Origin of the sequence: Synechococcus sp. H55.10 (assembly GCF_047502715.1) — a bacterium.
GTDB lineage: Bacteria > Cyanobacteriota > Cyanobacteriia > Thermostichales > Thermostichaceae > Thermostichus.
The window spans coordinates 12,506-36,914 of the sequence record NZ_JANSJJ010000161.1; the positions used below are offsets into that span (position 1 = coordinate 12,506).

The following is a 24,409-nucleotide window of genomic DNA, read 5'->3' on the forward strand; positions in this document are numbered from 1 at the left end:
ATTGAGCAGCTCTACTGGGCCAAAGACCCACGTGGGAAAAACAACACCGGATGCCAACTTTGCCGCAGGATCTCGCCGGTGAGGCTGCGAACCGACCACTCCCAAAAGCTGCCCACCCGCGGAGAGGCGGTGGCGATGGCAGTTACGTCCTCGGCAGCAGCGGTGGCCAGGATCTCCTGCAGCGGCGATCCCACCCGTACCAGAGCCCGCACCTGCAGCGGCTGCACCTGCTCGCTCAACGGCCCGACTACCTGAGCCAAATCGGCCTCAGCCTTGCGTTTGAGCACCTCCACCGGCGTTCCCTGGTTGCGGCGGGCGCCGGGATCCACCACATAGAGCAGGGTAACCGATTGGCACTGGGAAGTCCCCGGCAGCAGTTGGCCGAGACGGCTGAGCAGTTGCCGGCGCGGCTCCTCAAAGTCAAAAGGCACCAGGAGAGAGCGAAATAGGTGGCGGCTGCGCAGGCGCAGCTCCTCGAGGGTAAAGACGGCCAGCAGTTGCGGGCGCATCACCAGCAGGGGGATGTTCAACCTAGGCAGCAGCTCCACGGTGGTGCTGCCAAACAGTTTTTCCGTGAGCAGGTTGTGGATCCCCATGCCTGTGATCAGCAGGTCGGAGCTGTAAGTTTGGATCCCTTTTAAAATCAGATCCACCGGCTGGCCCACCTGCACCAAAACCTTAGCCTCCAGCCCCTCCGGAATGGTGCCCAAAAGCTGGCGAAACTGGGCTTTCTTGGTTTCTATTTTGGGGGTGGGGTCTTCGGGAAGGCCGATATCGTCATCTTTCCAAATCAGGCTGTGCAAGAAAACAAGGCGTTGAATGCCGTTGCTGTGTAGGGCATCTAAGCACTTGCCAAACCTTTGCAGGCCATCTTGGCAATCGGTTGCAATTAAAACGTTTTTAAACATGAGAGGATAAAGAGGGCAGTGGCCGAGCTCGGCTGAAGCTGTCAGCTATCCTAAGCTAACACCCCCCTGCCTTGCTCTTTGAATTGCCGGAGGAACCAGGCACCAGCGGGTTTGCCTTTAGCGATAGGGATCCGCCAGGTTGCGAAACTGGGTGTACTGGCTTTCAAACAAAAGGCGCACGGTGCCGGTGGGGCCGTTGCGATGTTTGGCGATGATCACCTCGGCAATGCCGCGATCGCTGGTGTTGGGATCGTAGTACTCCGGGCGGTAGATCATCATCACCACATCGGCGTCCTGCTCGATGCTGTTGTGTACCAGCAGGCCGTTGGCCACAAAGTTGTGGTGGCGGGGCATTTCGATGTCGTAAACCGGCTGGGGCTCCCCCGGCTCGCTAATCGACACCACCGGATCCCAGATCAACCCTTCCTGTACCACCACCGCCACCTCCTCTTCCAGTTGCAGCTCGTCGAGGGGTTTCCATCCCTCTGACGTCAAGAAAGGATGGTTGCCGGTGGCGTGAATGGAGAAATTGAGGCGGGTTTTCAAAAGACAGGTGGGCTGCCGGCCACTGCAAAACACCTTCACCGGCTGTTGGGGCACCAGGCGCCCGCGCCCGTTGAGGCTGAGCAGGCGGGGCAGTTCTGCTGAGGCTGGCAGGGCCGCCAGTTGTTCCAGCCGCCAGAGCTTGCCCCGATCCACGTCCATCACCTGGGTATCCCCCGCCAGGCAGCCGGATTCCCGCAAATCCGCCAGTTGCGGACGCTTATCAGAGCGCGACTCCACTGCCCGGCTGAGCTGAGAGAGCACCAGCACCGGCACCATCAGCTCTTTGGCCAGCGCCTTGAGGCCGCGGGTGATGCGCGACAGCTCCTGTACTCGGTTGTCGGCGGCGGATGCCTGCATCAGTTGCAAGTAGTCGATCAACACCAGCCCCAACGTTCCTCCTTGCTCCACCTGCAAGCGCCGCGCCTTAGAGCGAATCTCCGTAACGGTGCAATCGGGAGTGTCGTCGATAAACAGGGGCAGTTGCGACAAAAAGCCAATCGCCTGCCCCAGACGCTGCCACTCGTGCTCGCTGATGCGCCCCGCGCGCAGGCGGCTGCTGTCGATGCGGGCCTCGCTGGCCAAAAGCCGCTGCACCAGTTGCTCCCGCGACATCTCTAGACTGAAAATGGCCACCGGCTGCCTGACGTAGGCGGCCACATTTTGGGCAATGTTAAGGGCCAAGCTGGTTTTCCCCATCGAGGGGCGACCGGCCAGGATCACCAGATCCGAGCGTTGCAGGCCCTGGGTCAGGTTGTCGAGGTCGATGAATTTGGTCGGGATCCCAGGGATCTGAGCCCCGCTCTGGAACTTCTCCTCCAGATCCGAGAAGATGTTCACCAAAACCTCAGAAGCAGGGATGAGGCTGCGCTGCACTCGCTCTTGGGTGAGGCCAAACACCTGCTGCTCCGCCTGATCCATCACCTGAGACAGGGGCTGGCTGGTGTCGTAGGCCAGACGAGCCAGGGTGTTGCTCACCTGGATCAACTGGCGGCGCATGTATTTGTCCACCACCAGGCGGGCGTACTGGTCGATGTTGACGCTGCTAACCGTTTGCTCCAGCAGACGACGAATTGCCCCTGTCCCCCCCACCCGCTCCAGAAGGTGGTGATCCGCCAGCCAGGCAGAAACCGTCATCAGATCGGTGGGTTGGCCTTGGCTGTGCAGATGCAGGGCAGCCCGGTAGATTTCCTGGTGGGCCGAGAGGTAAAACATCTCGGGACGCAGGAACTCCACCACCCGCGCCAATGCCTCGGGATCGAGAAGAATAGCCCCCAGGATCTCCTCCTCAGCCTCTATGTTTTGAGGCGGAAGCCGATCCCCACCCGTCAAGTCGTAATCGCTAATCACCACAAGCCAGGATAGAAAAACCAACCCAGCCTCTCGGCCATACGCCTCAGAGCAACGGGCTCAGTGAGCATACCCGCCGGCCACAGAGCCTCTCTCCGCGGATCCCTGCTCTCAGTCAGGCGTGACCTGAATGCGCAGCGTAGCCGTTACTTCGGGGTGTAACTTGACCTGCACGGGGTAAACCCCGGTTTTTCTGATTTCTTCATTAAGCAGGATGTTGCGGCGATCGATATCGAGGCCGCTGGTAGCCAGCACCACCTCGGCAATGTCGCTGGTGGTCACCTGTCCGAAAAGCAGATCGTTTTCGCCTACCTTCTTGCGGATGACAAAGCGACCGATGGTCTCCAAAGCCTTTTTGTAGTTTTCCGCCTGCTGCTTCTCCGCCAATTTGCGGGCAGCTTCCTGCTCCCGGCGCATCTGCTGCTCCTTGAGAAGCCCAGGTGTAAGCCGCACCGCCATCTGCCGCGGGAAAAGGTAGTTGCGGGCATAGCCAGGCTTGACGCTCACCACCTCTCCGGGGCTGCCCAAGCCAGGGATCGCCTGGCGCAGCACAACTTGCACATTGCGTTTAGACATGGAGGAAAGCACTGATTTTCTCGACAGCCTTTCATTCTAAGCATTTGCCAAGCTGATGTCAGCCCAAAGAGCTCGGAAAACTCAGCCGGCCCCAGAGCCCAGCCGTAGGCCCTTGAATCCGGGGGTCTTCGCGCCGCGTTTCTTCGATCGATGGTGTTCTCCGCTGCAAGGGATCCCTGGAAAGAGCGACAAGGGGGGCTAGCTGTAGTCAGAAATAACCTGATTTTAACCTCGCGTTAACCAAAAAGGATGAACGTTATATTACATTAACGACAAGAACCAGAGTGGCAAGGATCTTTAACAGGATCCCTTGTTTTTTGAGATCAGCCCGGCTTGAGCAGGTTCTGAGGTTAGAGCACTCAGAGTTGGATCGAGACACCATCTTCATCTGGGAGATTTCTGTATGTTGATGCTGCGCTCCTTGGGACGTCGTTCTTTCCTGAAGTCTGTCTCTGCCACTGTTGCTGGGTTTGCGGCCAGCCAGGCAAATTGGCAGCGGGTATTTGCTCAGCAGACCGTAACCATCAACGGCGCTGGAGCTACTTTCCCGGCTCCCATCTACCAAACTTGGGCTCAGGAATTTGGCAAGAAAAACCCTAACATCCAAGTCAACTATCAGTCGGTGGGGAGCGGTGCCGGGCGGCGGCAATTTGTGGCTCGCACTGTCGATTTCGGCGCCAGCGACAGTGTGCCCCGTCCCGAAGAGATCAGCCAGATCGAGAGTGAAGCCAACCCTCCCAAGGGCATGGTGGCCGTGCCGATGGTGGGGGGGGCAGTGGTGCCAGCTTATAACATCCCCGGCGTGGGCCCCGAAATTCGCCTCTCTCGCCTGGCGCTGGTGAATATCTTCTTGGGCAAAATTAAGAACTGGAACGATCCGCTGCTGGCTGGCCTTAATCCAGGGGTGACTCTCCCGGATTTGCCGATTACCGTTGTGCACCGCTCCGACGGCAGCGGCACCACCGACATCTTTACCACCCACCTCAACGCCATTAGCCCGGAATGGCGGCAAAAAGTGGGTCGTGGCTCTTCCGTGAACTGGCCAACCGGGGTGGGAGCTCGCGGTAACGAAGGCGTTTCCGAGCAGATTAAGCAGATCCCTGGCGCGATCGGCTATGTAGAGTTCGGCTTCGCCAAGCTCAACAACCTGAACATCGCTCGCCTGGAAAACCGGTCGGGCAAGTTCGTCACCCCCAAAGTTGAGACGGAGCAGGCAGCGCTGGCCAAAATCAAGCTCGACGAGCGGCTGTTGGGGGTTGACCCGGATCCCGCCGGGGAAGACTCCTACCCCATTGTGGGCTACACGTGGATCTTGGCCTACAAAGTCTACCCCAAAGCTGAAACCTCCAAAGCTGTCAAGGAGTTTCTCCGCTACGGCCTCACGGAAGGGCAATCCTTCGCGGAGCCGCTGGGCTATGTGCCTTTGCCGGAAGAAACGCGGCAGAAAGCTCTGGCTGCTCTGGAAAACATCACGCCGTAGAAGTTTGTACCCCGCACCCGGCAGATGACTACTACTTTTTCGGAGAGCAGTTCTCTATTTCGGCCCCGGCCCGTCTTCCAGCGCCGGCGCGACTGGTTGTTCATCTGGGCAACGCGGATTGCCGTCTTTTTCTCGGCTTTGCTGCTGTTGTGGATTGCCCTGGAGATTGGGATTCAGTCGCTACCTGCCATTCAGAAGTTCGGGCTGGGCTTTCTCTGGGGCACCACCTGGGATCCTGTTGAGAACAACTACGGCGCTTGGCCCCAGATCTACGGCACCCTGGTGACTTCTCTGATTGCCCTGATCGTGGGCGTTCCTTTTAGCTTCGGCATCTCCATCTTTTTGAGCGAGGACTTTTTGCCCAAGTCTTTGCGCACAGTCTTGATCATCGTGGTGGAGCTGCTGGCAGCCATTCCTAGCGTGGTCTACGGCATTTGGGGGTTGTTTATCTTCATTCCCTTCTTTCGCCCGATTCAGATGTTCTTGTTCCAGAACTTCAGGTGGTTGCCCATTTTCAGTACGCCACCGGTGGGGCCGGGGATGCTGACGGCAGGGGTTGTCTTGGGGATCATGATCATCCCCATCATCACTGCCATTGCCAGGGAAGTGCTGGTGGCCGTTCCGCCGGAGTTGCGGGCGGCTGCCTATGCGATGGGGGCCACTCGCTGGGAAGCCATCTTTGGTGTTGTGCTGCCGGCGGCCATTGGCGGCATGCTGGGGTCGGTGGTTTTGGGTTTGGGACGTGCCTTGGGGGAGACGATGGCAGTGGCGATGTTGATCGGCAATGCCCGCGGTATTAGCGTCTCGCTCCTAGCTCCTGCCAGCAACATCCCAGCCCTGTTGGCCAACGAGTTTGCAGAAGCAGGCCCTGAGCAGGTGGCAGCGCTCATGTATGTGGCCTTGATTTTGTTGGCCATCACTCTGGTAGTTAACATTGCGGCGGAGCTGATGATACGCCGTGTCAAGTTCGCGTTGACAGCTTCGCGGGAGTAGAGGAACATGACGACGCAAGTTCAGGCGGTAGAGCAAGGCAATTTGTTCAAGCGCAGAGCAAAGTCCTGGCGGCGCGTCTTCTTGGATGTAGGAATGACAGCGCTGACAGTTTTCTCCAGCATCTTTGCCATTTTCGTGCTGGTTCTCATCCTCTACTATGTTTTCACCAGAGGCATCGAGCGCTTGAACTGGCAAGCGCTGACCCAACTTCCCCCTCCTCCCGGCGATCAGGTGGGGGGATTTGGCAATGCGGTGCTGGGGACGGTTATTGTGGTGTCGATTGCTATCGCCATCACCTTCCCCATCGGACTGTTTGCTGCCATCTATCTCTCGGAGTTTGGCCAAAACAGCCCCACAGCTTCCTTTCTGCGCTTCATCATCAAGGTGTTGACGGGGGTTCCCTCTATCATTGCCGGGGTGTTTGCCTACGGGGTGCTGGTGCTCTCCACCAAGACCTTCTCCGCCCTTTCCGGCGGGATGGCTCTATCGGTGTTGACTCTGCCCATCATTATCTTGTCTTGTGAAGAGGCGCTGCGCCTGGTGCCGGCAGATACGCGGGCTGCTGCCTATGCGTTGGGAGCTTCGCGGGTACAGACGGTGTTTCGCGTGGTGTTGCCGGCAGCTCTGCCGGTGATCCTGACGGGGGTGACGTTGGCCATTGCCCGCGCTGCGGGTGAGACAGCGCCCCTGATCTTCACTGCTTTGTTTAGCTTCCTCTGGCCCAGCGGTCTGTTAAAGCCAGTAGCCTCACTGGCTGTGTTGATCTACAACTTTGCCCTCGTTCCTTTTGAAAACCAGCAGAAGATCGCCTGGGGAGGGGCTTTGGCTCTGGTGATTTTGGTGTTGATCACCACAGTCAGTTTCCGGCTCATCGTCAGTCGTCGGCAGGAAACCATCACCATCTAATCCCTCTCACCTGTTGCTTTAACCCAATCTAGGCTTTGCAGTGACGTTATCTCCTTCGGTACTCCTATGCGCTCTCCACTCTCTGACAAGTCCGGCTCTCCCGAGAAATCCACCCGTTTGGAGGTTGAACTAGAGACGCGGGATTTGAGCGTCTACTACGGCTCCCACCTAGCGGTCAAGCAGGTTTCCCTGAAGATCCCGAAAAATCACATCACAGCCTTCATTGGCCCCTCAGGCTGCGGCAAGAGCACCATCTTGCGCTGCTTCAACCGCATGAACGATCTCATCCCGGGAGCAAGGGTAGAAGGCTCGGTCATTTTTCACGGAAAAAATATCTACGACCCCGATGTGGATCCCTCTGAGGTGCGCCGGCGGGTTGGTCTGGTGTTTCAGAAGCCCAACCCCTTCCCCAAATCCATCTACGACAACATTGCCTTTGGGCCACGGATCAACGGCTATCAGGGGGATCTGGACGAGCTGGTGGAGCGTGCGTTGCGCCAGGCCGTTCTCTGGGATGAGGTGAAAGATAAGTTAAAGCTGAGCGGTCTTTCCCTCTCCGGCGGACAACAGCAGCGCCTCTGCATTGCCCGCACCTTGGCCATTCAGCCGGAAGTGATCCTGATGGACGAGCCCTGCGCCTCGCTGGATCCGATCTCCACGCTGCGCATTGAGGAGCTGCTTAAGGAATTGGGGCGTCGCTACACGATCATCATCGTCACCCACAACATGCAGCAGGCGGCGCGTGTGTCCGACTTCACGGCTTTCTTTAACACCGAGGTGGACGACGAAGGGGTTCGCTACGGACGCATGGTGGAGTTCGACCGCACCGAGAAGATCTTCAACTCTCCCGTCAATCGCGAGACGGAAGAATACGTGAGCGGACGCTTTGGCTAATCCCCCGCCAATTTCTGCTGGCGCCAAGCCAGATCTGGTCGAGAGGGATCCCGCTCTCCTATCCTGAGAAATTGGAAAATCGGGTAGGAGCTGTTAACAGCAGTAGTGAGATGGCCGAGCGGGTGCGCCTGGATAGCTGGTTGGTGGAGCGGGGATATTTCTCTTCCCGCCAGCAGGCCCAGCGCGCCATCCTCGCAGGCGAAGTTCTCCTCAATGGGGTGCGGGCGGAGAAGGCTGGAGCCTGGGTGAGCGGGGATCCCGTAATCCACATCCAGTGCAAGCCTGCTTTTGTCTCGCGAGGAGGAGAAAAGCTGCAGGGGGCGCTGCAAACCTTCTCTGTTCAGGTGCAGGGCCGTATTTGTTTGGATGCGGGCATCTCCACGGGGGGCTTTACCGATTGCCTACTCAAACAGGGGGCCCAGCGGGTCTATGGGGTGGATGTGGGCTATGGGCAGTTGGCTTGGTCTTTGCGAACCGACCCGCGGGTGATCCTCAAAGAACGAACCAACTTGCGCCACCTGCAGCCGGCCGATCTCTACGGAACCGAGGTGCCCACCCCAAGCTGGGCGGATCTGGCGGTGGTGGATCTCTCTTTTATTTCCCTAACCAAGGTGTTAGATCCTTTGTGGAAGCTGTTGCGGTCGCCGCGGGAGGCTCTGCTGCTGGTCAAGCCCCAGTTTGAGGCGGGCCGAGGCCAGGTGGGCAAAAAGGGAGTCGTGCGGGATCCGACCATCCATGCCCGCGTGCTGCAGACGGTGATGCAGGCGGCAGTGGCCCGCGGCTGGCAGGTGCAGGGCTATACCTGGTCGCCCATCACCGGCCCTGCCGGCAACATCGAGTACTGGCTCTGGCTGGCGGAAGGAGAAGGGATCCCTCTCCCCGACACCGGTGCGCTACAACAGATGGGCGAACAGGCAAGAATAGCCTTGCACCCATAAAGCGGCACATTTGTCAATACGTCATTATGCTCAATTGAGAACGATGAGCACAGCCATTGAAGAATTGTTTCAGGAAGGGATCCGGCGCTACGAGGCGGGGGAAGCAGCCAAGACGCTGATCCCTTCCTTTGAGGCTATCTGTAAGGGATCCCCGAAGGCGGCAGCAGCCTGGACTTGCCTGTCTTGGCTCTATCTTTTGGAGGGGCAAGCGGAAAAAGCCCTGAAAGCCGCCCAAACTGCCGTGAAGCTGGATCCGGTGGACGCCCAGCCGCGGGTGAACTTGACTTTGGCGATGCTGGAGCTGAAAAAAACGGGGGTACGCCAGCAGGTGGAGACCATCAAGCAAATCTTGGCGCGGGATCCCGAGCAGATCGAGGGGGTCAAATCCAACTTGGCAGAGGGAGGGAAGCGCCGTCCCGCTTGGCCTCACCTGAGCAAGATGCACCAGTGGCTATTTGAAGAAAATTAGGCAGGCTTGACGCAATTTTGCAACAAGAATTTAGAAAAATCTAGAGCTTGTCAATTTAATCTGCAACTTTTAACAATATTCTCATAGAGTTGGTGCTAGACTTCTCTTACCAAATCGCAAGACGGTATTTATTCACCGCTGTGAGCTAGCTTGCATCACACCCAAGCCTATGGATTGGTTGGGCTTTGAGGAGATGCGAGGGGTTTGGTGCATCCTAGTTCTGTTTGATGTGACACTTCTTGCACTGACTTGCATTGAAATTGAGTCCTGCTTTTGATTTTTTGGCTGTAAATTGGAGGAACTTTAAGATGAACCGTCAGACTGTTTGGGTTAAAGGCGAGACCCGCAACCACCAGGGCCACTTCATCCCTCAATCCGAATATACGTTGGTCGATGTTGACCAAAATGGCTGGGCGCTGATCTGTGTTGACAATGCCCGCTGCTATTATGTGGATCCCGAGCAACTCCGCTTTGAGGCGGGATGAGGTCTGCTGCTGCCCATTGAGAGCTTGCTGACGAGGGTTTCCTAGGAGAGCAGCATCCTCCCCATGCCTTTGGGCGTGGGGTTTTTGTCTCTTTATCAATTTATCAATACATAGGGTCTGGTTGGTCGCAGACCTTTTTGCCTCTACTCAGAGAAATCACAAAAGCTACGACGAACTGCGCTCACGCATGGCTTCGGCCAGCAATTGGGCCACCTCGGGGCGGGAGAACTCGGGCGGGGGTATCTCGCCGCGGCGCAGCATTTCCCGCACCTTGGTGCCCGACAGGTGGATGCGCTGGTGGGGCTGGCTAGGGCTGGTCTTGGCCGTGGCCATAGTGCCGGTGACGGTGCAATAGAAGGCGTGTTCAAACTTGAGGGGGATGATGCCCAGTTCCTCAGGACGGAACTCATCGAAAATGTGCTGGGCATCGTAGGGGCCGTAGTAATTCCCCACCCCGGCATGATCCCGGCCCACAATGAAATGGGTGCAGCCGTAGTTTTTGCGAATGAGGGCGTGGAAGATGGCTTCCCGCGGGCCGGCATAGCGCATGGCCGCAGGGTTGATGGCCAAAATGACCCGCTCCTTGGGGTAGTACTTTTCAATCAGCACCTCATAGCAGCGCATGCGCACCTCGGCGGGAATGTCGTCGCTTTTGGTGGCCCCCACCAGCGGGTGGAGAAACAGCCCGTCCACGATTTCCAGCGCGCACTTCTGGATGTACTCGTGGGCGCGGTGGATGGGGTTGCGGGTTTGAAAGCCGACAATCGTTTTCCAGCCTCTTTCCCGAAACAGTTGCCGCGACTGAGCCGGGTCGATCTGGTAGGCCGGGAAAAGGGGATGGGGATCCCGCTGGAAGAGAGTTACAGGGCCAGCCAAATAGACGGATCCCTGTTCGTAGAGCACCTTCACCCCCGGATGCTGCTCATCGGTGGTGCGGTAGACCTGCTGCGCTTCGCGGGTTTTGTCGTAGGTGAACTTCTCGGTCAATTCCAACAGGCCCAAGAGCCTGCCCTCGCCGTTGGCCAGGGCAATGGTCTGCCCTTCCTTGAGATCGGCGGCTATCTCGGCAGCAACCGGCAGCGTCACCGGCAGCGACCAAGCCAGGCCATTGGCCAGATGCATCGTCTCCAGAACCGACTGGTAATCTGCCCGCCCCATGAAGCCGGTGAGCGGGCTAAAGCCCCCAATGGCGATCATCTCCAGATCCGACTGAGCCCGCTCGTCGAGGTAGAGGATGGGGCAGTGTTCAGCTTTGGAGCGCAGCTCTTGTGCCTGCTCGGGCGGGGCAATGCGGTTAACCAAAGTGCCCCCATGGGGCGGAATGGCATCGCAAGAAACAGTCATCTTCGCCTGGGATGAAGTCATAGCGTGAAGACCAGAACGGCAACCGAGCAGACAGGGATCCCTAACCCTACACCCTTCTTTCCTCGGGTGCAATCCAGGATAGTACCCACTGCCTAGTCCAGCATGTAGGGCGGCATATCTTCGTCGGTGGGCGACACATTGTCGAAGATGGGCCGATTCATGATCTTCTTCTGCGCCTGCAGCGGGGAAGCGGAGGGTTGGGGCCTAGCCGGGAGTGGAGCTTGTCCTCGGCGGCTTTGCAGTTCCTGAATGGTCTTGGCCCGCTCGTCTGCCACCGCCTGCAACTGGGCCAGCGCCTTCTGCAATTCGTCCCGATGGGCAGTGACTTGCTCAAGCTGAGCTTGCAAGGCAGAGACTTTGTTTTGGTAGTCCTGCAAGCGTTGTTGAGCTTCGGCCAGTTGGCTTTTGAGAGTTGCAATTTCTGGCGATTCTGGGGCTGGTTCTGTAGGAGACTGAGAAGACATCGTTGTCGGCTCCTCGCCCGTGGGAGTAGATTCTGCAGAGGTGGGCTCTGAACTGGTTTTAGCACTGGCCTTACGCCGAGTGCGGGAAGTTTCTCCTGAAGAAGGAAAGAGGCTACGGTCCGATCCAGTCACAAGAGCACCTCATGTTCGACAAACTGCACCAATCGCTGACACACCACCGAGCCAGGCCGATAGTCCATGACCGTCAAGCCGTAGTCAAAAGCGGTGCGCAAATCGCTGCTATCTGGAATGGTAACGGGTGAAAGCACATCCGCAAAAATCTGTTGCGCTTGCACATACAATTGCCCGGTATGGGATCCCGACCAGATGCCCCCCGGCAAGTAGCGGTCGTCCAGCATGGTCAAGACAGCACGGGCCTGGCTCAACTGACCTTTCAGGGTCTCAATGTAGCGTAGGGTCACCTCTGTACAGGAGAAATCGGCGCGGTTGAGCCGGGTCGGGATCAACACCCGCTGGGCTGCCCGCAGGGCGTTGGCCGTGAGGGCATTCAGTTCCCCCGGCGTATCGAGAAAGATAAGATCGTAATCCGGCAGCAAGGGATCCAACTGGTGCTGCAACAGGTGTTGCCCTGCATCGCCGGCAGCCGCCAATTGGGCCGCCACTTCCGCCATGGTGCTGTGGGAGGGCGCCACATCCACCCCCTTGTCGGTGCAATAGATCACCTCTTCCAAAGAGCATCGATGCTGCGGGTGCAAGCTGGCCCAGACTGTTTCCTCGGGGGGCAGGGATCCCACCTCTTCCAGGTAAAAGCTGCTGGCGGTGGCCTGGGAGGTGAGATCGATGAGCAGAACTCGGTAGCCCCGTTGAGCCGTTAACTGGGCCGCGTGGACGCAGAGGGTGGACTTGCCGGTGCCCCCTTTATTGTTGGTAAAAGCCAGGACGCGTGCCATCCGCTTCCCCAGAATTTGTTTCAGCTGCTTCCGGTTTCCCGATTCCCCTCAGCCAGATTGGGCCAGGTGCCCCCGCAGCAGTCTATGCTATTGGGTGTGGCCTGGTGGAGGACAACCATGCGCGATGTACTGGCGATTATCCTGGGCGGTGGGCGTGGCACCCGACTTTATCCCCTGACCAAGCGCCGTGCTAAACCTGCTGTGCCTCTGGCAGGCAAGTATCGCCTCATCGACATCCCGGTTAGCAACTGCATCAATTCCGATATCGACAAAATCTACGTCCTCACCCAGTTCAACTCCGCCTCCCTCAACCGCCACATCGTCAACACCTACCGCATGTCCCCCTTCACAGGCGGCTTTGTGGATATTTTAGCGGCCCAACAAACGCCCGATAACCCCGATTGGTTTCAGGGCACCGCCGATGCTGTGCGCCAATATCTCTGGCTGATGGACTCCTGGAAGCCACGGGACTTCCTCATCCTATCTGGGGATCACCTCTACCGCATGGACTACCGCCCCTTCATCCACCATCACCGGCAGACCGGAGCCGATGTGACGCTGGCGGTGCTCCCTTGCGAAGAAAAAGTGGCCTCAGGTTTTGGCCTGCTCAAGATCGGCGAGAACGGTCGCATTGTCGATTTCAAGGAAAAGCCGCAGGGGGAGCTGCTGCAAGCCTGTCAGGTGGATACCCAAGCCCTCGGCCTTAGCCCGGAAGAGGCCAAGGCCAAGCCCTACATCGCCTCGATGGGAATCTACGTATTCCGGCGGGAAGCCCTCATCGAGATGCTTCAGGTGAAGGAGCACACCGACTTCGGCAAAGAGGTGCTGCCGGCAGCCGTTGGCAAGTACCACCTGCAGGCCTACCTCTTCAAGGGGTATTGGGAAGACATCGGCACCATCGAGGCTTTTTATCGGGCCAACCTGGCGCTGGTGCAGCAGCCCAACCCGCCTTTTAGCTTCTTTGACAGCGAAATGCCCATCTACACCCGCCCGCGCTTTTTGCCCCCCAACAAGATTCTCGATTCCCACATCGTCAATTCCATCATCGCCGACGGCTGTATCATCAAAAATGCCCAAATTCGCAATTCCATCATCGGCATTCGCAGCCGCCTGGAAGCCAACACCATCATAGAAAACACCCTGGTCATGGGGGCCGATTACTACGAGTCGGCAGAAGAGCGCCAGGCCAAGCTGGAGGCCGGGATCCCACCGGTGGGCATCGGGGCCAACTCCCACATTGTCAACGCCATCGTAGACAAGAACGCCCGCATCGGGCGCAACGTCCGCATCCTCAACAAGGATCACGTCAGCGAAGCGCAGCGGGAAGAGGAAGGGATCTGGATCAGCAACGGCATCGTCACCATCATCAAGGACTCGGTGATCCCGGACAACACCGTCATTTGATCGGGGGAGGTCGGCTCTGGCCAAGAACCTGGCTGGCGAGCGCTGAGGAGGCGCTGTTAAGCAAGATGAAGAGGAATCAAGAGGCTTTTGCCGTTACAATAGATTACGATAAATATTGAGAGCTTTAAAAACAGATTGTGAGATCCCTTGAGCGTGCTGAACAGGATTTCCTCGGTTGCCGACCTAGAAGTTTACGATCCGCAATTTATTGCTCGTTACTACCGCTGGCGCCTGCCGCAGGTGATCGGTCGGGCGCTGGCCATTCTCTGGCCCTTTCTCTGGTTTGTCCTCTGTCTGCGCTGGGATCGCCTGTGGGGGCAGACGGAGCGCAATGTGGCGGAGCGCTCGGCCCAGTTGCGCAAGCTGCTCACCGACCTGGGGCCCACCTTCATCAAGGTGGGGCAGGCCCTCTCGACGCGACCGGACTTGGTGCGCAAAGACTACTTGGAAGAGCTGACCAAGCTGCAGGATCAACTGCCCAGCTTTCCTTCCCAGGAGGCGTTTGCCCGCATTGAGTCAGAGTTGGGCCGTCCGATTAGCGAAATTTACGCCCAGATCTCTTCCGAGCCGGTGGCCGCGGCCAGCCTAGGCCAGGTTTACAAAGCGCAACTGCACAGTGGCGAATGGGTGGCGGTCAAGGTGCAGCGGCCCCACCTACGGGAGCGGCTGAGCCTAGATCTGTACCTCATCCGCTGGGCCTCCACCTGGCTGGGTTCCTGGCTGCCCCTGAACCTGGGCAACACCTTGACGGCGGTGGTGGATGAGTTTGGTTACAAGCTTTTTGAGGAGATCGACTACCTGAACGAAGGGCAAAACTGCGAGCGCTTTGCCGAATACTTTCGCGGCGATCCCGATGTGTATGTGCCGCGCATCTTTTGGGCCTACAGCACCCGCCGGGTGTTGACCCTGGAGTGGATCGACGGCATCAAGCTCACCGATGTGGAGCGGATTCGAGCCGCCAACTTGGAGGTCAGACAACTGGTGCGCATTGGCGTGGTGGCTGGCCTGAAGCAGTTGCTGGAATACGGCTTTTTCCACGCCGATCCCCATCCGGGCAACCTGTTTGCCCTGGCCGATGGCCGCCTGGCCTATATCGACTTCGGCATGATGGACCAGCTCACCGAAGAAATGAAGGAATATCTGGTGGACGCGCTGGTTCACCTGGTGGATCGCGACTACAACGCCTTAATCGACGATTTTATTCATCTGGGCTTTTTACAGCCGGATGTCAACCGCCAAGAGCTGATCCCTGCTTTGGAGACGGTGCTGGCGGATGTGTTGAACCAGGAGGTGGGCAACTTCAACTTCAAAACCGCCACCGACCAGTTCTCCGATTTGATGTACCGCTACCCCTTTCAGGTACCCTCCCACTTTGCGTTGGTAATCCGCTCTTTGGTTACTCAAGAAGGGGTGGCTCTTAGCCTCTATCCCCAGTTTCGCATTGTTGGTGTGGCCTATCCCTACGTGGCCAAGCGCCTGCTGACGGATGAGTCACCCCGCATTCGCCAGCGGCTGCTGCAAGTGCTGATTAAAGATGGCAAGTTCCGCTGGAACCGCCTGGAGAATTTGATCCAAATTGCCCGCAGCGATGGGGGGCTGGATTGGATCCCCACTGCCCAAATGGGTTTGCGCTACTTGATGTCGGAAGAGGCCCGCGAGCTGCGCCGCCAGTTGGTGCTTTCGCTTACGGAAGATGACCGCCTTCACTTTGAGGAGCTACAGCGGCTGTGGCATGTGGTCAGCCCCGACTTGTCTCCAACTCACCTCTGGCAGGCGGCACTGGGATCCCTGCCCGGCGATCTGCAACATGCTTTGGCCGAGTTGAGGGAACAGATGCAAGCCCACCTGGAGCGGCTCAGCCACTGGCGACTTCCCCAGCCCTGGCCGAATTTGCTGGCGGGAGTGGGACAGGAAAGGTAGAACAGAAGAAGATAGCTTAAGTTTGGTGAGCTGGACAAAAGCGTGGCAGATCAGAAAGGTGACTTCATTGCCGGTGTGGTAGCCGGCGCTGTGTTGGGCGGGATCATCGGCGGGGTGATCGCCTTTGTGCTGGCCCCCCGACTGAGCAAGGGATCCGCCGAAGGCCAGCGCCGCGATCCCGACCGTCTCAACGGCACCTCTGTCCCTCCTGAGCGGCCGCGCCTCCGAGTCTCGGGTGAGCCGGCTGTGCCCAGCTCCAGCGACTGGAGGGAGTGGGAACAGGAAACAGAGCGGATTGCCCAGGCCCGCCGCACCCTCGAAGCCAAGATTGCCGAGTTGAACGAGGCGATCCAGGCCACCCGCGCACAACTGCTTGTCAAGGAAATATCTTCTAGCGCTGTCGAGGAAAAGCCTTAAGCAGGGGATCCCTGTCCATGCCAAACTAGAGGCGGCACTGGCTTTCTCCCCTGAGGGGTGCCAGTGTTCTCGTCGCTCGGCTGAGTTGCCCTCCTGGATCAGGTCTGCCTCTGCCGACAGCGCTTAAGTTGAGATGAGATGAGTTGAAGAGTCGTTCCCTCGCTGTTTCTAACCATGATGCTCAGCCCTTTGTTGCTCCCTTGGACAGACGGCCTCTCTCTGGGGCTGGTCTACGGCAGTGCCGCGTCTTTGCTGTTTCGCTCCCTTTACCAGTTCATCGTCATTTACAATGCCCTGCTGATTGTGCGGATTTTGCTGAGCTGGTTCCCGCAACTGAACTGGTCGAACCCCATCCTGTCGGTGCTCAGCCAGCTCACGGATCCCTATCTCAACCTCTTCCGCGGCATCATTCCCCCCATCGGTGGCTTGGACTTTTCCCCCTGGTTGGCCTTTATTTTGCTGAGTTTTGCCATGCAGGTGGTGGGTCAGTTTGCCTAGTTGCGGGATCACCCTGCAGATCCCCGGCGCTGCCCACTACTGGCTGCTCAATGCCCAAGTTCCCGTCTCGGTGCTCAAAGATGCGGTGCCAGGGGCCGCGCCTAACCGGGAGGGCCTGGTGCTGCTGGATCTGGAAATAGAGGCGGGGAGAATTGCCCACATCCAAGCAGCCAATGGGATCCCACCTCAGGGGATCGCGAGCGTAGATCTGAGGCGGGGCCAGGTGTGGCCCTGTTTTGTCGATATCCACACCCACCTGGACAAGGGGCACGTGTGGCCGCGCACCCCCAACCCCGACGGCACGTTTGCCGGGGCAATCCGGGCCGAGCAGGAAGACTGGGCCAAAATGGAGCGGGCCTACGCCGGCAGGCACGAAAAACTTTGGCAGGATATCTACCGCCGCTGCGACTTTGGCCTGCGCTGCAGCTATGCCCATGGATCCCAGGCGGTGCGCACCCACCTGGTCTGCAACGGCCCCCACGCCCAGGTGAGTTGGGAGGTGTTTGCCCAGTTGCGGCAAGAGTGGGCGGGCAGACTGGAGCTGCAGGCAGTGACGTTGACCCATTTGGACTTCTTTCTCACGCCGGCAGGGGAGAAGCTGGCGGACAAGGTGGCAGAGCTGGGCGGGATCCTGGGTGGGGTAGCGGCGATGGGGCCGGAGCTGGATGAGCAGTTGGAGCGGGTGTTTGCCCTGGCCCAGGAGCGGGGGCTGGATCTCGACTTCCACACCGACGAGACGGAGGATCCGGGATCCCTCACGTTGAGACACGTGGCAGCAGCAACCCTGCGCCATGAGTTTTTCGGCCAGGTGGTGTGCGGCCATTGCTGCAGTTTGGCGGTGCAGCCGCCGCAGGTGGCCCACCAGACCATGGCCCTGGTCAAAGAGGCGGGGATCGCCGTGGTCAGCCTGCCCATGTGTAACCTCTATTTACAAGACCGCCGCCCCGGCCACACGCCCCGCTGGCGGGGGGTAACGCTGCTCCATGAGCTGAAGGCTTTGGGCGTGCCGGTGATGATAGCCAGTGACAACTGCCGGGATCCTTTCCACGGCTTCGGGGATCACGACGGCCTAGAAGTGTTTCGGGAGGCCACCCGCATCCTGCACCTGGACACCCCCTACGGGGATTGGCCGCAGGCCATCACTGCCACCCCGGCCCGTAGGATGGGCTTGGTAGAGGCCGGGCAAATTGGGGTGGGCCTGTCGGCAGACTTGGTGCTGTTCAAGGGCCGGGGGTTTGACGAGCTGCTTTCCCGTCCTCAGCATGACCGAGTAGTGTTGCGCCAAGGCCAGCCCATCGATACCACGCTGCCGGACTACAGCGAACTGGACGATCTCAACGCAGGGGCAGATTGCAGCTCATAGAGTAGGTTGAGCTCCTTACTGCTGCGGATTGTCTAAAGATCGCTCTCAAACTCCTGGGTGCAGAACTTCAAGGCTCGGCAGTTTTCTGCTACGGTGCGCCTTACGGTCTCCGGCATGCCTTCCGGTATTTCCGCTTCGATTTCCAGGGTGATTTTGACGGTGGATCCCGGCAGATTGGTCAGGTGCCGGATCACCTCTTCGGCGAGGGTGGCAATATCTCTGTTGATTCGCAAGGGATCGGCAATTTCTACCCTGCCATAGAAGCGCCGGGGCAGCTCAGGAGAGATTGGGGCAAGGGGTTGATTCTTATCCTGTCTACTATCTTTTATGGCTATTACTTCAGCTTGCCCTGACGGGGCATCGGTATCAGGCCGAGGGGGAGGGAAGCTGTGCTCGTTGAGTTGCCGTAGGGCAATTTCTGGCTTGACCAGCAGCCCATTTTCATTGAGGGCGGCGTTGACACTGGTTGACGCTCTCAAGCCAAGATACTTGCCCCTAGCTTCGTCAAAACTTTCAGCGTAGGCAAAGCTTTCCCGCCAGGTTTCTGAGGCAACGCCATCTTGAACAGCCTGTAACAAGACCAACTGATTTTTCAGGCGAGGCAGATAGGGGTACTGGGTCAAGCACTCCCACAGCCGTTTTAAACTCACATGATCTGCCTCCCGCCAGAGAAACTTGTCCAAAACATCCAAGCGCAGGTTGAGGGCAGAATAACTGACCACTAGATCACCTTCACGAACAGCCTTGCGGCTGGCTTGCAAAATGGGAGAGTCTTGTTCTTGCAAGCGAGTTTCTTTCCACTCAATGCCACCCTGGGGATCGGGCTGAGTTGGGATCAAAAGCCACTGGTAGGTTTCCCGTAGACTGATATCAACTGCCCTGTTCGACTCTTCTAGCTTGGTGTTGGCCTGCTTGGTTTGAAAGGCATCGAGGTTGAGGATGTCTTTCTCTTCCTCGATTCCCTTCCACGCCAAATACTGAGCTGTATGGCGTTCCAAGTTTTCCAATTTGGCTTTGTCGGGAGCCAAAAATAGGAGCATGTTTTTGTGGTAGCGAGGGCCGCTGCCGCGGCGCTGCAGAACTTGCTCTGCCCATGCCCGTCCTTCGCTGTTTTGGTTACCTCGGCTGTGGGGATATTGAGGAGAAAGAACGACCAGCCGCACCCCCAAGCTGTCGTCGGGGATGTCGGCGGTAGATTCGGGAGCGATGTGCAGGGCGCCGAATTCGCCTCGGCTTTTGTCGGCTCTGAGACGGCGGAGGAGCTCTTCCCAGATGGAGTGGCGCTCGTTTTGCAAAAGCTGCTCAGCCCGTTCCTGGGCGGTGCGGTTGACGTTGGGCTGGGTGGAAACCCAGTAGCGATTGCCATCCACATAGAGGTAGGTGGCTTGGTCGGAAAGGCGCCGCAAGGCATCGCTAAAAGTGTTTACATGTTCCCCCGGTTGGACACAGCCCAGCTTGATGCGGCGCTCCTCTAGGCCTCGGTTGGCAGCCCGCAGGGTGGGGGCGGATCCCATGTAGATGGTGCGGGCAACCCGGCGACAGGCGGAGTAGCGGCCCAGGTTGGGATGGGCGCCGTCGAGGCTCAGGGGAAGAGAATTGGGCCCATCCACATCTTTTTCGATGACCGGCAGCCAGTTGTCGTCGAGGTAGCGGGTCAGCTCCGACTGCACCTGCTGGTCGTCCATGGGGATGTGGGCGGGCAGGATCAGCAGGCTGCGGTCATCGCGCTGCCAGAGGATATGGATGACTCTGGCCATCAGGCGCAGGACGCCGCGGGTGCGCTGAAACTTGTCCAGCGTTGACCAGTCAGCATAAAGCCGGTCGAACAGTTCGGGGTGGATGGGGTAGGCGGCCTTGAGGCGACGTTCGTAGTCGCTTTCTTTGCACTCGCTGGGGAACTCCTGGCTTTGGCTGCGGTAGAGATCCATAAAGGCTTTGACCACCGCGTCCCGCTGCACAAACAGGTCAGGGTCAAGAATGGGCTGGAACAGGCGACGGCGGACGATTTCAAAGCCTTCTTCAGCACTGGCCGGTCGCCAGGGGGACTCGACTCGCCCGATGGCGTTCTTGAGCCGAACCAGAGCTTCCTTGCCCCGTTCGCCGCCTATTTCGATGTCGGAAGAGGGGACGCTGACCACCAGCAGGGTATCTTTGGCGTTCTTGGCCGATTCGCTCAGGGTCTGGGCAAAGGTAAACTGGGTGTCGAAGGTGCCGCCAGCCAGGTCAGGAGTGTCGTGCAGTTGGCGGGCGTAGGCCACCCATTCGTCGATGAGAACTAGGCAAGGAGCATAGCGGTTAAACAAAACCTTGAGGCTGTCGCCAGGGTTGGTGGAAGTCTCATCGGCCTGCCGCATCAGTTCATAACCCTCAGGCCCGCCCAATTGCCAGGCCAGCTCTCCCCAAAGGGTGCGGATCAGGGGGCGGTTTTGCTGGCTGTGTTCGGGCCGGTAGGGAGGGATCCCGCTGGCCTGGAGCTTGTTCCCCACCAGGACAGCTATTCTGACGTTTTGCGGTGGTCTCTGTAGGCCAACAGCTTGCAAAAGAGGTTCTGTGTCGGGTAGGAGGCCCTCACTCCCTCTCCCGGAAGGGGGGGAGAAAAGGTGGTAGAGGGCGAGCATGGCGTGGGTCTTGCCGCCGCCAAAGTTGGTCTGCAGTTCGATTACCGGATCTCCCCCTTGGCCGCTGAGGCGCCTCAGGGCGTTGATCAAAAGCTGTTGCAGCCCTTTGGTGAGGTAGGTGCGGCGGTAGAACTCGACGGGATCCCGGTACTCAAAGGACGCCGTCCCGCCGGGGCGAGCGGAGTCCTCGCCAAGGTAAACCTCCCAGAGGTCGGCGGCAAATTCGGCCTGTTGGAAGCGGCCAGAGGCCACATCCGGATGAGGGGTAACGATCTCCCGCCAGGGTTTGAGGCCAGTTTGGGGTTGGCCTTCCAGAGAAGCTACAATGGCGCGGCGACTTTCTCGCTTGGCCTGTTCTTCGTAGCGTAGCCGCAGCAGCTCTTGCTTTTGCTTTTCCACCTCGGCTGCTTGGGGAGCGGCAATGGCGCTCAGCAGGCGGGCCACGCTATCGAGGGCGCGGTAGGCGTCGTCAAAACCAAAGGTGCAGGTGTGGGCCCAGGCGTTGCGAGTGTTGCGCAGCTCGCTGACTAGGGTGCGCTCTGCTTGACCCAAGGTTTGCCTGAAGACGGTGTTCCATTGCTCCCACACTAGGGTCAGCAGGGCCGCAACATCTTGCTCGAGGATCTGCTCTGGGCTTTTGAACTTGGGAGAGCTCTGGGGCAAGGTGTCGGCGGCCACGTTCAGCCAGTTCTCGCCATGAAAGGCTTGCATTTCCCGCACGACAAACGGATAAAGCCCCTGTCGGAGAAGATTGAGGGCGCGTCCAACACGTTCGTGGTTGCTGATAGCCATCGGTCAAGGGCTGCAAGAAGGGGCAGGTGGGAAAAGAGGGCAACTCGGGGCAGGCTATTCCCAAACTAAGCTGAGATCGGCGACAAAGCCAGGGAGGACGGGATCCCCTTCCAAGCAGGTGGGCCGCTCCAGGATCTGGGGGAGCTGGCCTGGACGATAGACGTAGACCCGCTGGCTTTCCGGGTCGATCAGCCAGCCCAGCCGGGATCCGTTCTCAAGGTATTCCTGCAGCTTGGCCTGCAGAGTGGCCAAGTCATCCGTGGGGGAGCGCAACTCCAAGACAAAATCGGGACACAGGGGGGCAAAGCGGCGCCGCTGCTGGGGGGTAAGCTGCTGCCAGCGCTCCTTGGCAACCCAGGCGGCATCGGGAGAGCGAATGGCCCCGTTGGGCAGGGCAAAGCCCGTGGAGGAGTCGAAGACAAGTCCTAAGCTCGTGCGGCGGTTCCACTGCCAGAGCTGCCCCAGCAGGTCGGCATTGCGAAGCCCGCTCTCACTGCCGACAGGGGCCATGGCCACTAGCTCCCCTTGGGCGGTGCGCTCCAGGCGCAGCTCAGGGTTCTGCCGGCAGAGCTGTTCAAAGACTTCATCGGTCAACTCCAGGCTGGGCCGCAAGTTGAGGGAGATCACGGCTTGAGGGATCCCGTTCAGAGGATTTGAGGGGGCGCTGGCGCTATTGTAGTCTTTTGGATCCCTCACCCCTGGATCCCTCTCCCTGAGGGAGCAGCCCAAGCGCTCCGCGCCGCTCACGCGACCACCCCCGGCCCCTCTCCCTGAGGGAGCAGCCCCTCACCCCCGGCCCCTCTCCCTGAGGGAGCAGCCCCTCACCCCCGGCCCCTCTCCCTGAGGGAGAGGGGGGATTAAAATAGGCTGGGCTGGGTGATGTTGTTCTGCTTTGTCTGCAAGGCAAGGCGGCTGATCTCTGGCCAGGCGATGACCAGGGTGTTGTAGGCTAGGGCTTCTTGGGCCCAGCCTTTTTTGTCGCAGAGGGTGTAGAGCCGGTAGGCAAGGTCGCGGGCAATGGGGCCTTTTTCCCCCAGGCTGGCCAGCAATTCTGCGGCTGCCATTTCCCCTTGGGTGTCCAGGGTTTGGATGAGAAACTGGGTGATCAGCCAGTGAGGAAGGCTCTCCGGCAGTCGGATCCCTGCCTCAGGAAGCGACAGGGATCCGCGCTCTCGTAGCCGCACCTTGCCGGCCCTGGCTTCCAGGATCCCAAGTTCTTCCAAGGATTCGAGGCTGACATTTTTGGCCTTGCTGAGGACTTCTGCATCTCCATAGGGGCCCGGCTCAAAGCGGTGTTGGGCAAACCAGGTCACCGCCCAGCGGCTGGCGCTATCGAGTTCGCCTTCTTGTTCCTCAAGGTATTCGTCCAGGTACTGGTTGATGAGTTGGAGAGCAGTGCGAACTGTTAGAGGAGAACCATCGTTTTCCAAAACAGCAGCATAGCGGGAATAGATCGCCATGCCAGGGCCAATGCTGGCCTGGGCTAGGTCAACAGGCGCAATGTTGCCCTGTTGCAGGAGTTTCAGGGCTTGGGGTAGTTCTCGCTTGAGTTCTTTGAGAAATTGGCTACGGCTGGCTTTGGGCGCATTGGCAGGACGGGGACGACAGACAAGGACGATGGAAGAGGCGAGGGCAGATACATTTTTCTTTAAGTTTCCTGTAAGTTCGGTTCGCATGGGCCAAGTGCCATCGATGGTTAAGCCAGACTGGATTAACCCTTCCAGCATGGTTTCCCAACCAGTAGATGCTCTGCCTCCCTCACCCTGCCCTCTCCCTGAGGGAGAGGGTTCTGAATTTTCTCCCCCTCGCCCTGTGGGAGAGGGGGTTGGGGGGTGAGGGACATCTCGCCCTATGGGAGAGGGGGTTGGGGGGTGAGGGAATTCAACTCCCTCTTGCTCTTGAGGGGAGAGAGAATCGGGGGGTGAGGGGTCTTCTTCGGTTTGCTTGAAGGCATAGTAAACAGTGAGTGGATAATCGGCATGGCAGATGTCATGCAGTCGGTTAAAGGCTTTGCTGAGTCCTGTTTCAAAGAATTCCCTGGCTTTTTGTTTGTCTCCACCAAAGCGATAGGGAGTAGCCACCAGTTCTTGGGCTTTGGGAACTAATAAAGTGCTAAAAATGTTGGGATAAATTGAACTAAGGGAACGACGCAACCAGACATAGAAGAAATCTGAGAGATCGGCATACCCAATGTTGTCGAAATAAGGCGGATCGGTGGAAATTATTTTTGGGGTCGCATCGTCTGAGTGTGTAAGAGTAGCATCATGTTGATTCACTTTTCCATCTAAAGTAGCTGGGCAAGAAGTAATCATTTTTACAGCTTGATCTACACCCGACAAAAAATTACCACTCGAATTACAGAAAGGATTTGCCTCTGCATAATCCCAAACCATTGGAATTGCTTGTCTGGCAAAAGTACTCATGATAATCTCTCGACTTGAGTGCCAAGCACAAATTGTTGACCAATAGTTAGCACCTTTATCCACAGCAAACGCCAAATAAACGCTAATCGCCTCCCCATACGCCCTAGCTCCCGTTCCCCCCTCAGCCAGAGGCACATTGTCATCAGGGATCCCAGCGGCGATCGCATCTTGGATGGCTTTTTCCCGTGCTTCCGCCACCAAATCGCTGAAGGTCGTCAGCGCTACCAGTTGCCGCGGGGTGAAGAGTTTGTCATAAGTATCTAATCCATAAATAGGAGTATTAAAGTTTCTGGGATTGCAAGGTAGATCTGCATCTGGTTTCCAAGTGGGTTGAGCAGATCTAGCAATAGCTTCCTGTTCTGCGGTGGGAGATAGATAAATTCTGCCGTTTTGTCCCTCCGCCACAATGGCCATCAATTGGGATCCCATCCGTCCCGCTCTGCCTTCTTGGCGCACATAGTCTAGTGGCACAGGAGTTCCACAGGCGATACACTTTGCCCCTTTGCGATCCACTGTGCCTTCTGGTGCTTTGCCCTTGCCAGTTTTGACTACGAATTGAACCCTCACCCTGCCCTCTCCCAGAGGGAGAGGGTTCTGAGTTCTCTCCCCCTCGCCCTTGGGGAGAGGGGGCTGGGGGGTGAGGGCAGCATCGCCCTTGGGGAGAGGGGGCTGGGGGGTGAGGGCAGCATCGC

21 protein-coding genes are annotated in these 24,409 nt (G+C 58.4%); 12 read left to right on the forward strand and 9 right to left on the reverse strand.

Annotation, left to right across the window (positions count from 1 at the left end; translation table 11 throughout):
* Window positions 1-11 precede the first annotated feature (11 nt).
* The 3 genes from NW858_RS10295 to rplI all read right to left on the reverse strand — a co-directional run bounded on the left by NW858_RS10295 (window position 12) and on the right by rplI (window position 3,377).
* Entirely contained in the window at window positions 12-908 is an 897-nt protein-coding gene (locus NW858_RS10295) for a universal stress protein (RefSeq protein ID WP_414520439.1), read from the reverse strand.
* Between the two features lie 117 nt (window positions 909-1,025).
* Entirely contained in the window at window positions 1,026-2,783 is a 1,758-nt protein-coding gene (gene dnaB / locus NW858_RS10300; protein WP_414520445.1) for a replicative DNA helicase, read from the reverse strand.
* Window positions 2,784-2,912: 129 nt separating this feature from the next.
* Complete coding sequence (gene rplI / locus NW858_RS10305) at window positions 2,913-3,377, reverse strand: 50S ribosomal protein L9 (RefSeq protein WP_414333571.1); 465 nt, start codon at window positions 3,375-3,377, stop codon at window positions 2,913-2,915.
* A 403-nt stretch (window positions 3,378-3,780) separates the two neighbouring features.
* Between rplI and pstS the strand changes: the two genes are divergently transcribed.
* The 7 genes from pstS (at window position 3,781) to NW858_RS10340 (ending at window position 9,542) form a co-directional block, all read left to right on the forward strand.
* Window positions 3,781-4,857 (forward strand): phosphate ABC transporter substrate-binding protein PstS, encoded by a 1,077-nt coding sequence (gene pstS, locus NW858_RS10310; protein WP_414333573.1) that lies wholly within the window; start codon window positions 3,781-3,783, stop codon window positions 4,855-4,857.
* Between the two features lie 24 nt (window positions 4,858-4,881).
* Complete coding sequence (pstC, locus tag NW858_RS10315; protein ID WP_414333575.1) at window positions 4,882-5,850, forward strand: phosphate ABC transporter permease subunit PstC; 969 nt, start codon at window positions 4,882-4,884, stop codon at window positions 5,848-5,850.
* 6 nt (window positions 5,851-5,856) lie between these two features.
* On the forward strand, window positions 5,857-6,756 hold the full coding sequence (pstA, locus tag NW858_RS10320; protein WP_414333577.1) for a phosphate ABC transporter permease PstA: 900 nt from the start codon (window positions 5,857-5,859) through the stop codon (window positions 6,754-6,756).
* A gap of 66 nt (window positions 6,757-6,822) precedes the next feature.
* Window positions 6,823-7,650: a phosphate ABC transporter ATP-binding protein PstB gene (gene pstB / locus NW858_RS10325; RefSeq protein ID WP_414333579.1), complete on the forward strand. Its 828-nt coding sequence runs from the start codon at window positions 6,823-6,825 to the stop codon at window positions 7,648-7,650.
* 110 nt (window positions 7,651-7,760) lie between these two features.
* Window positions 7,761-8,588 (forward strand): TlyA family RNA methyltransferase, encoded by an 828-nt coding sequence (locus NW858_RS10330; RefSeq protein WP_414347556.1) that lies wholly within the window; start codon window positions 7,761-7,763, stop codon window positions 8,586-8,588.
* A gap of 43 nt (window positions 8,589-8,631) precedes the next feature.
* Window positions 8,632-9,057, forward strand: coding sequence for a hypothetical protein (locus tag NW858_RS10335; RefSeq protein WP_414520440.1), 426 nt, complete (start codon window positions 8,632-8,634; stop codon window positions 9,055-9,057).
* Between the two features lie 308 nt (window positions 9,058-9,365).
* Entirely contained in the window at window positions 9,366-9,542 is a 177-nt protein-coding gene (locus NW858_RS10340; RefSeq protein WP_414333583.1) for a hypothetical protein, read from the forward strand.
* 165 nt (window positions 9,543-9,707) lie between these two features.
* Here the strand turns inward: NW858_RS10340 and sat are convergent, their stop codons facing one another.
* From sat to NW858_RS10355, 3 genes are all read right to left on the reverse strand, one after another.
* On the reverse strand, window positions 9,708-10,886 hold the full coding sequence (gene sat / locus NW858_RS10345) for a sulfate adenylyltransferase (protein ID WP_414333584.1): 1,179 nt from the start codon (window positions 10,884-10,886) through the stop codon (window positions 9,708-9,710).
* A 113-nt stretch (window positions 10,887-10,999) separates the two neighbouring features.
* A complete protein-coding gene (locus NW858_RS10350) occupies window positions 11,000-11,371 on the reverse strand; it encodes a hypothetical protein (protein ID WP_414333585.1) in 372 nt (123 codons plus the stop codon).
* A 128-nt stretch (window positions 11,372-11,499) separates the two neighbouring features.
* The gene (locus NW858_RS10355; RefSeq protein ID WP_414398835.1) at window positions 11,500-12,282 is read right to left on the reverse strand and encodes a ParA family protein; all 783 of its coding nucleotides are present in this window, start codon (window positions 12,280-12,282) and stop codon (window positions 11,500-11,502) included.
* 117 nt (window positions 12,283-12,399) lie between these two features.
* Here NW858_RS10355 and NW858_RS10360 point away from each other — a divergent pair, with 117 nt between their 5' ends.
* The 5 genes from NW858_RS10360 (at window position 12,400) to NW858_RS10380 (ending at window position 17,884) form a co-directional block, all read left to right on the forward strand.
* Window positions 12,400-13,686 (forward strand): glucose-1-phosphate adenylyltransferase, encoded by a 1,287-nt coding sequence (locus NW858_RS10360; protein ID WP_414520441.1) that lies wholly within the window; start codon window positions 12,400-12,402, stop codon window positions 13,684-13,686.
* Window positions 13,687-13,839: 153 nt separating this feature from the next.
* Complete coding sequence (locus NW858_RS10365; protein ID WP_414347546.1) at window positions 13,840-15,606, forward strand: ABC1 kinase family protein; 1,767 nt, start codon at window positions 13,840-13,842, stop codon at window positions 15,604-15,606.
* 42 nt (window positions 15,607-15,648) lie between these two features.
* Complete coding sequence (locus NW858_RS10370) at window positions 15,649-16,023, forward strand: hypothetical protein (RefSeq protein WP_414333591.1); 375 nt, start codon at window positions 15,649-15,651, stop codon at window positions 16,021-16,023.
* A 174-nt stretch (window positions 16,024-16,197) separates the two neighbouring features.
* Window positions 16,198-16,521: a YggT family protein gene (locus NW858_RS10375; protein ID WP_414347543.1), complete on the forward strand. Its 324-nt coding sequence runs from the start codon at window positions 16,198-16,200 to the stop codon at window positions 16,519-16,521.
* Window positions 16,514-17,884 carry a cytosine deaminase gene (locus NW858_RS10380; protein ID WP_414520442.1) on the forward strand — a complete coding sequence of 457 codons (1,371 nt, stop codon included), beginning with the start codon at window positions 16,514-16,516 and terminating at the stop codon, window positions 17,882-17,884. Before NW858_RS10375 ends, NW858_RS10380 begins: the two co-directional genes overlap by 8 nt.
* Before the next feature lie 32 nt (window positions 17,885-17,916).
* Here NW858_RS10380 and NW858_RS10385 read toward each other — a convergent pair whose 3' ends face one another.
* The 3 genes from NW858_RS10385 to NW858_RS10395 form a co-directional block, all read right to left on the reverse strand.
* Complete coding sequence (locus NW858_RS10385) at window positions 17,917-21,294, reverse strand: Swt1 family HEPN domain-containing protein (protein ID WP_414520443.1); 3,378 nt, start codon at window positions 21,292-21,294, stop codon at window positions 17,917-17,919.
* A 54-nt stretch (window positions 21,295-21,348) separates the two neighbouring features.
* Complete coding sequence (locus tag NW858_RS10390) at window positions 21,349-21,921, reverse strand: Uma2 family endonuclease (protein WP_414520446.1); 573 nt, start codon at window positions 21,919-21,921, stop codon at window positions 21,349-21,351.
* Window positions 21,922-22,151: 230 nt separating this feature from the next.
* Entirely contained in the window at window positions 22,152-24,131 is a 1,980-nt protein-coding gene (locus NW858_RS10395; RefSeq protein WP_414520444.1) for a hypothetical protein, read from the reverse strand.
* Window positions 24,132-24,409 lie beyond the last annotated feature (278 nt).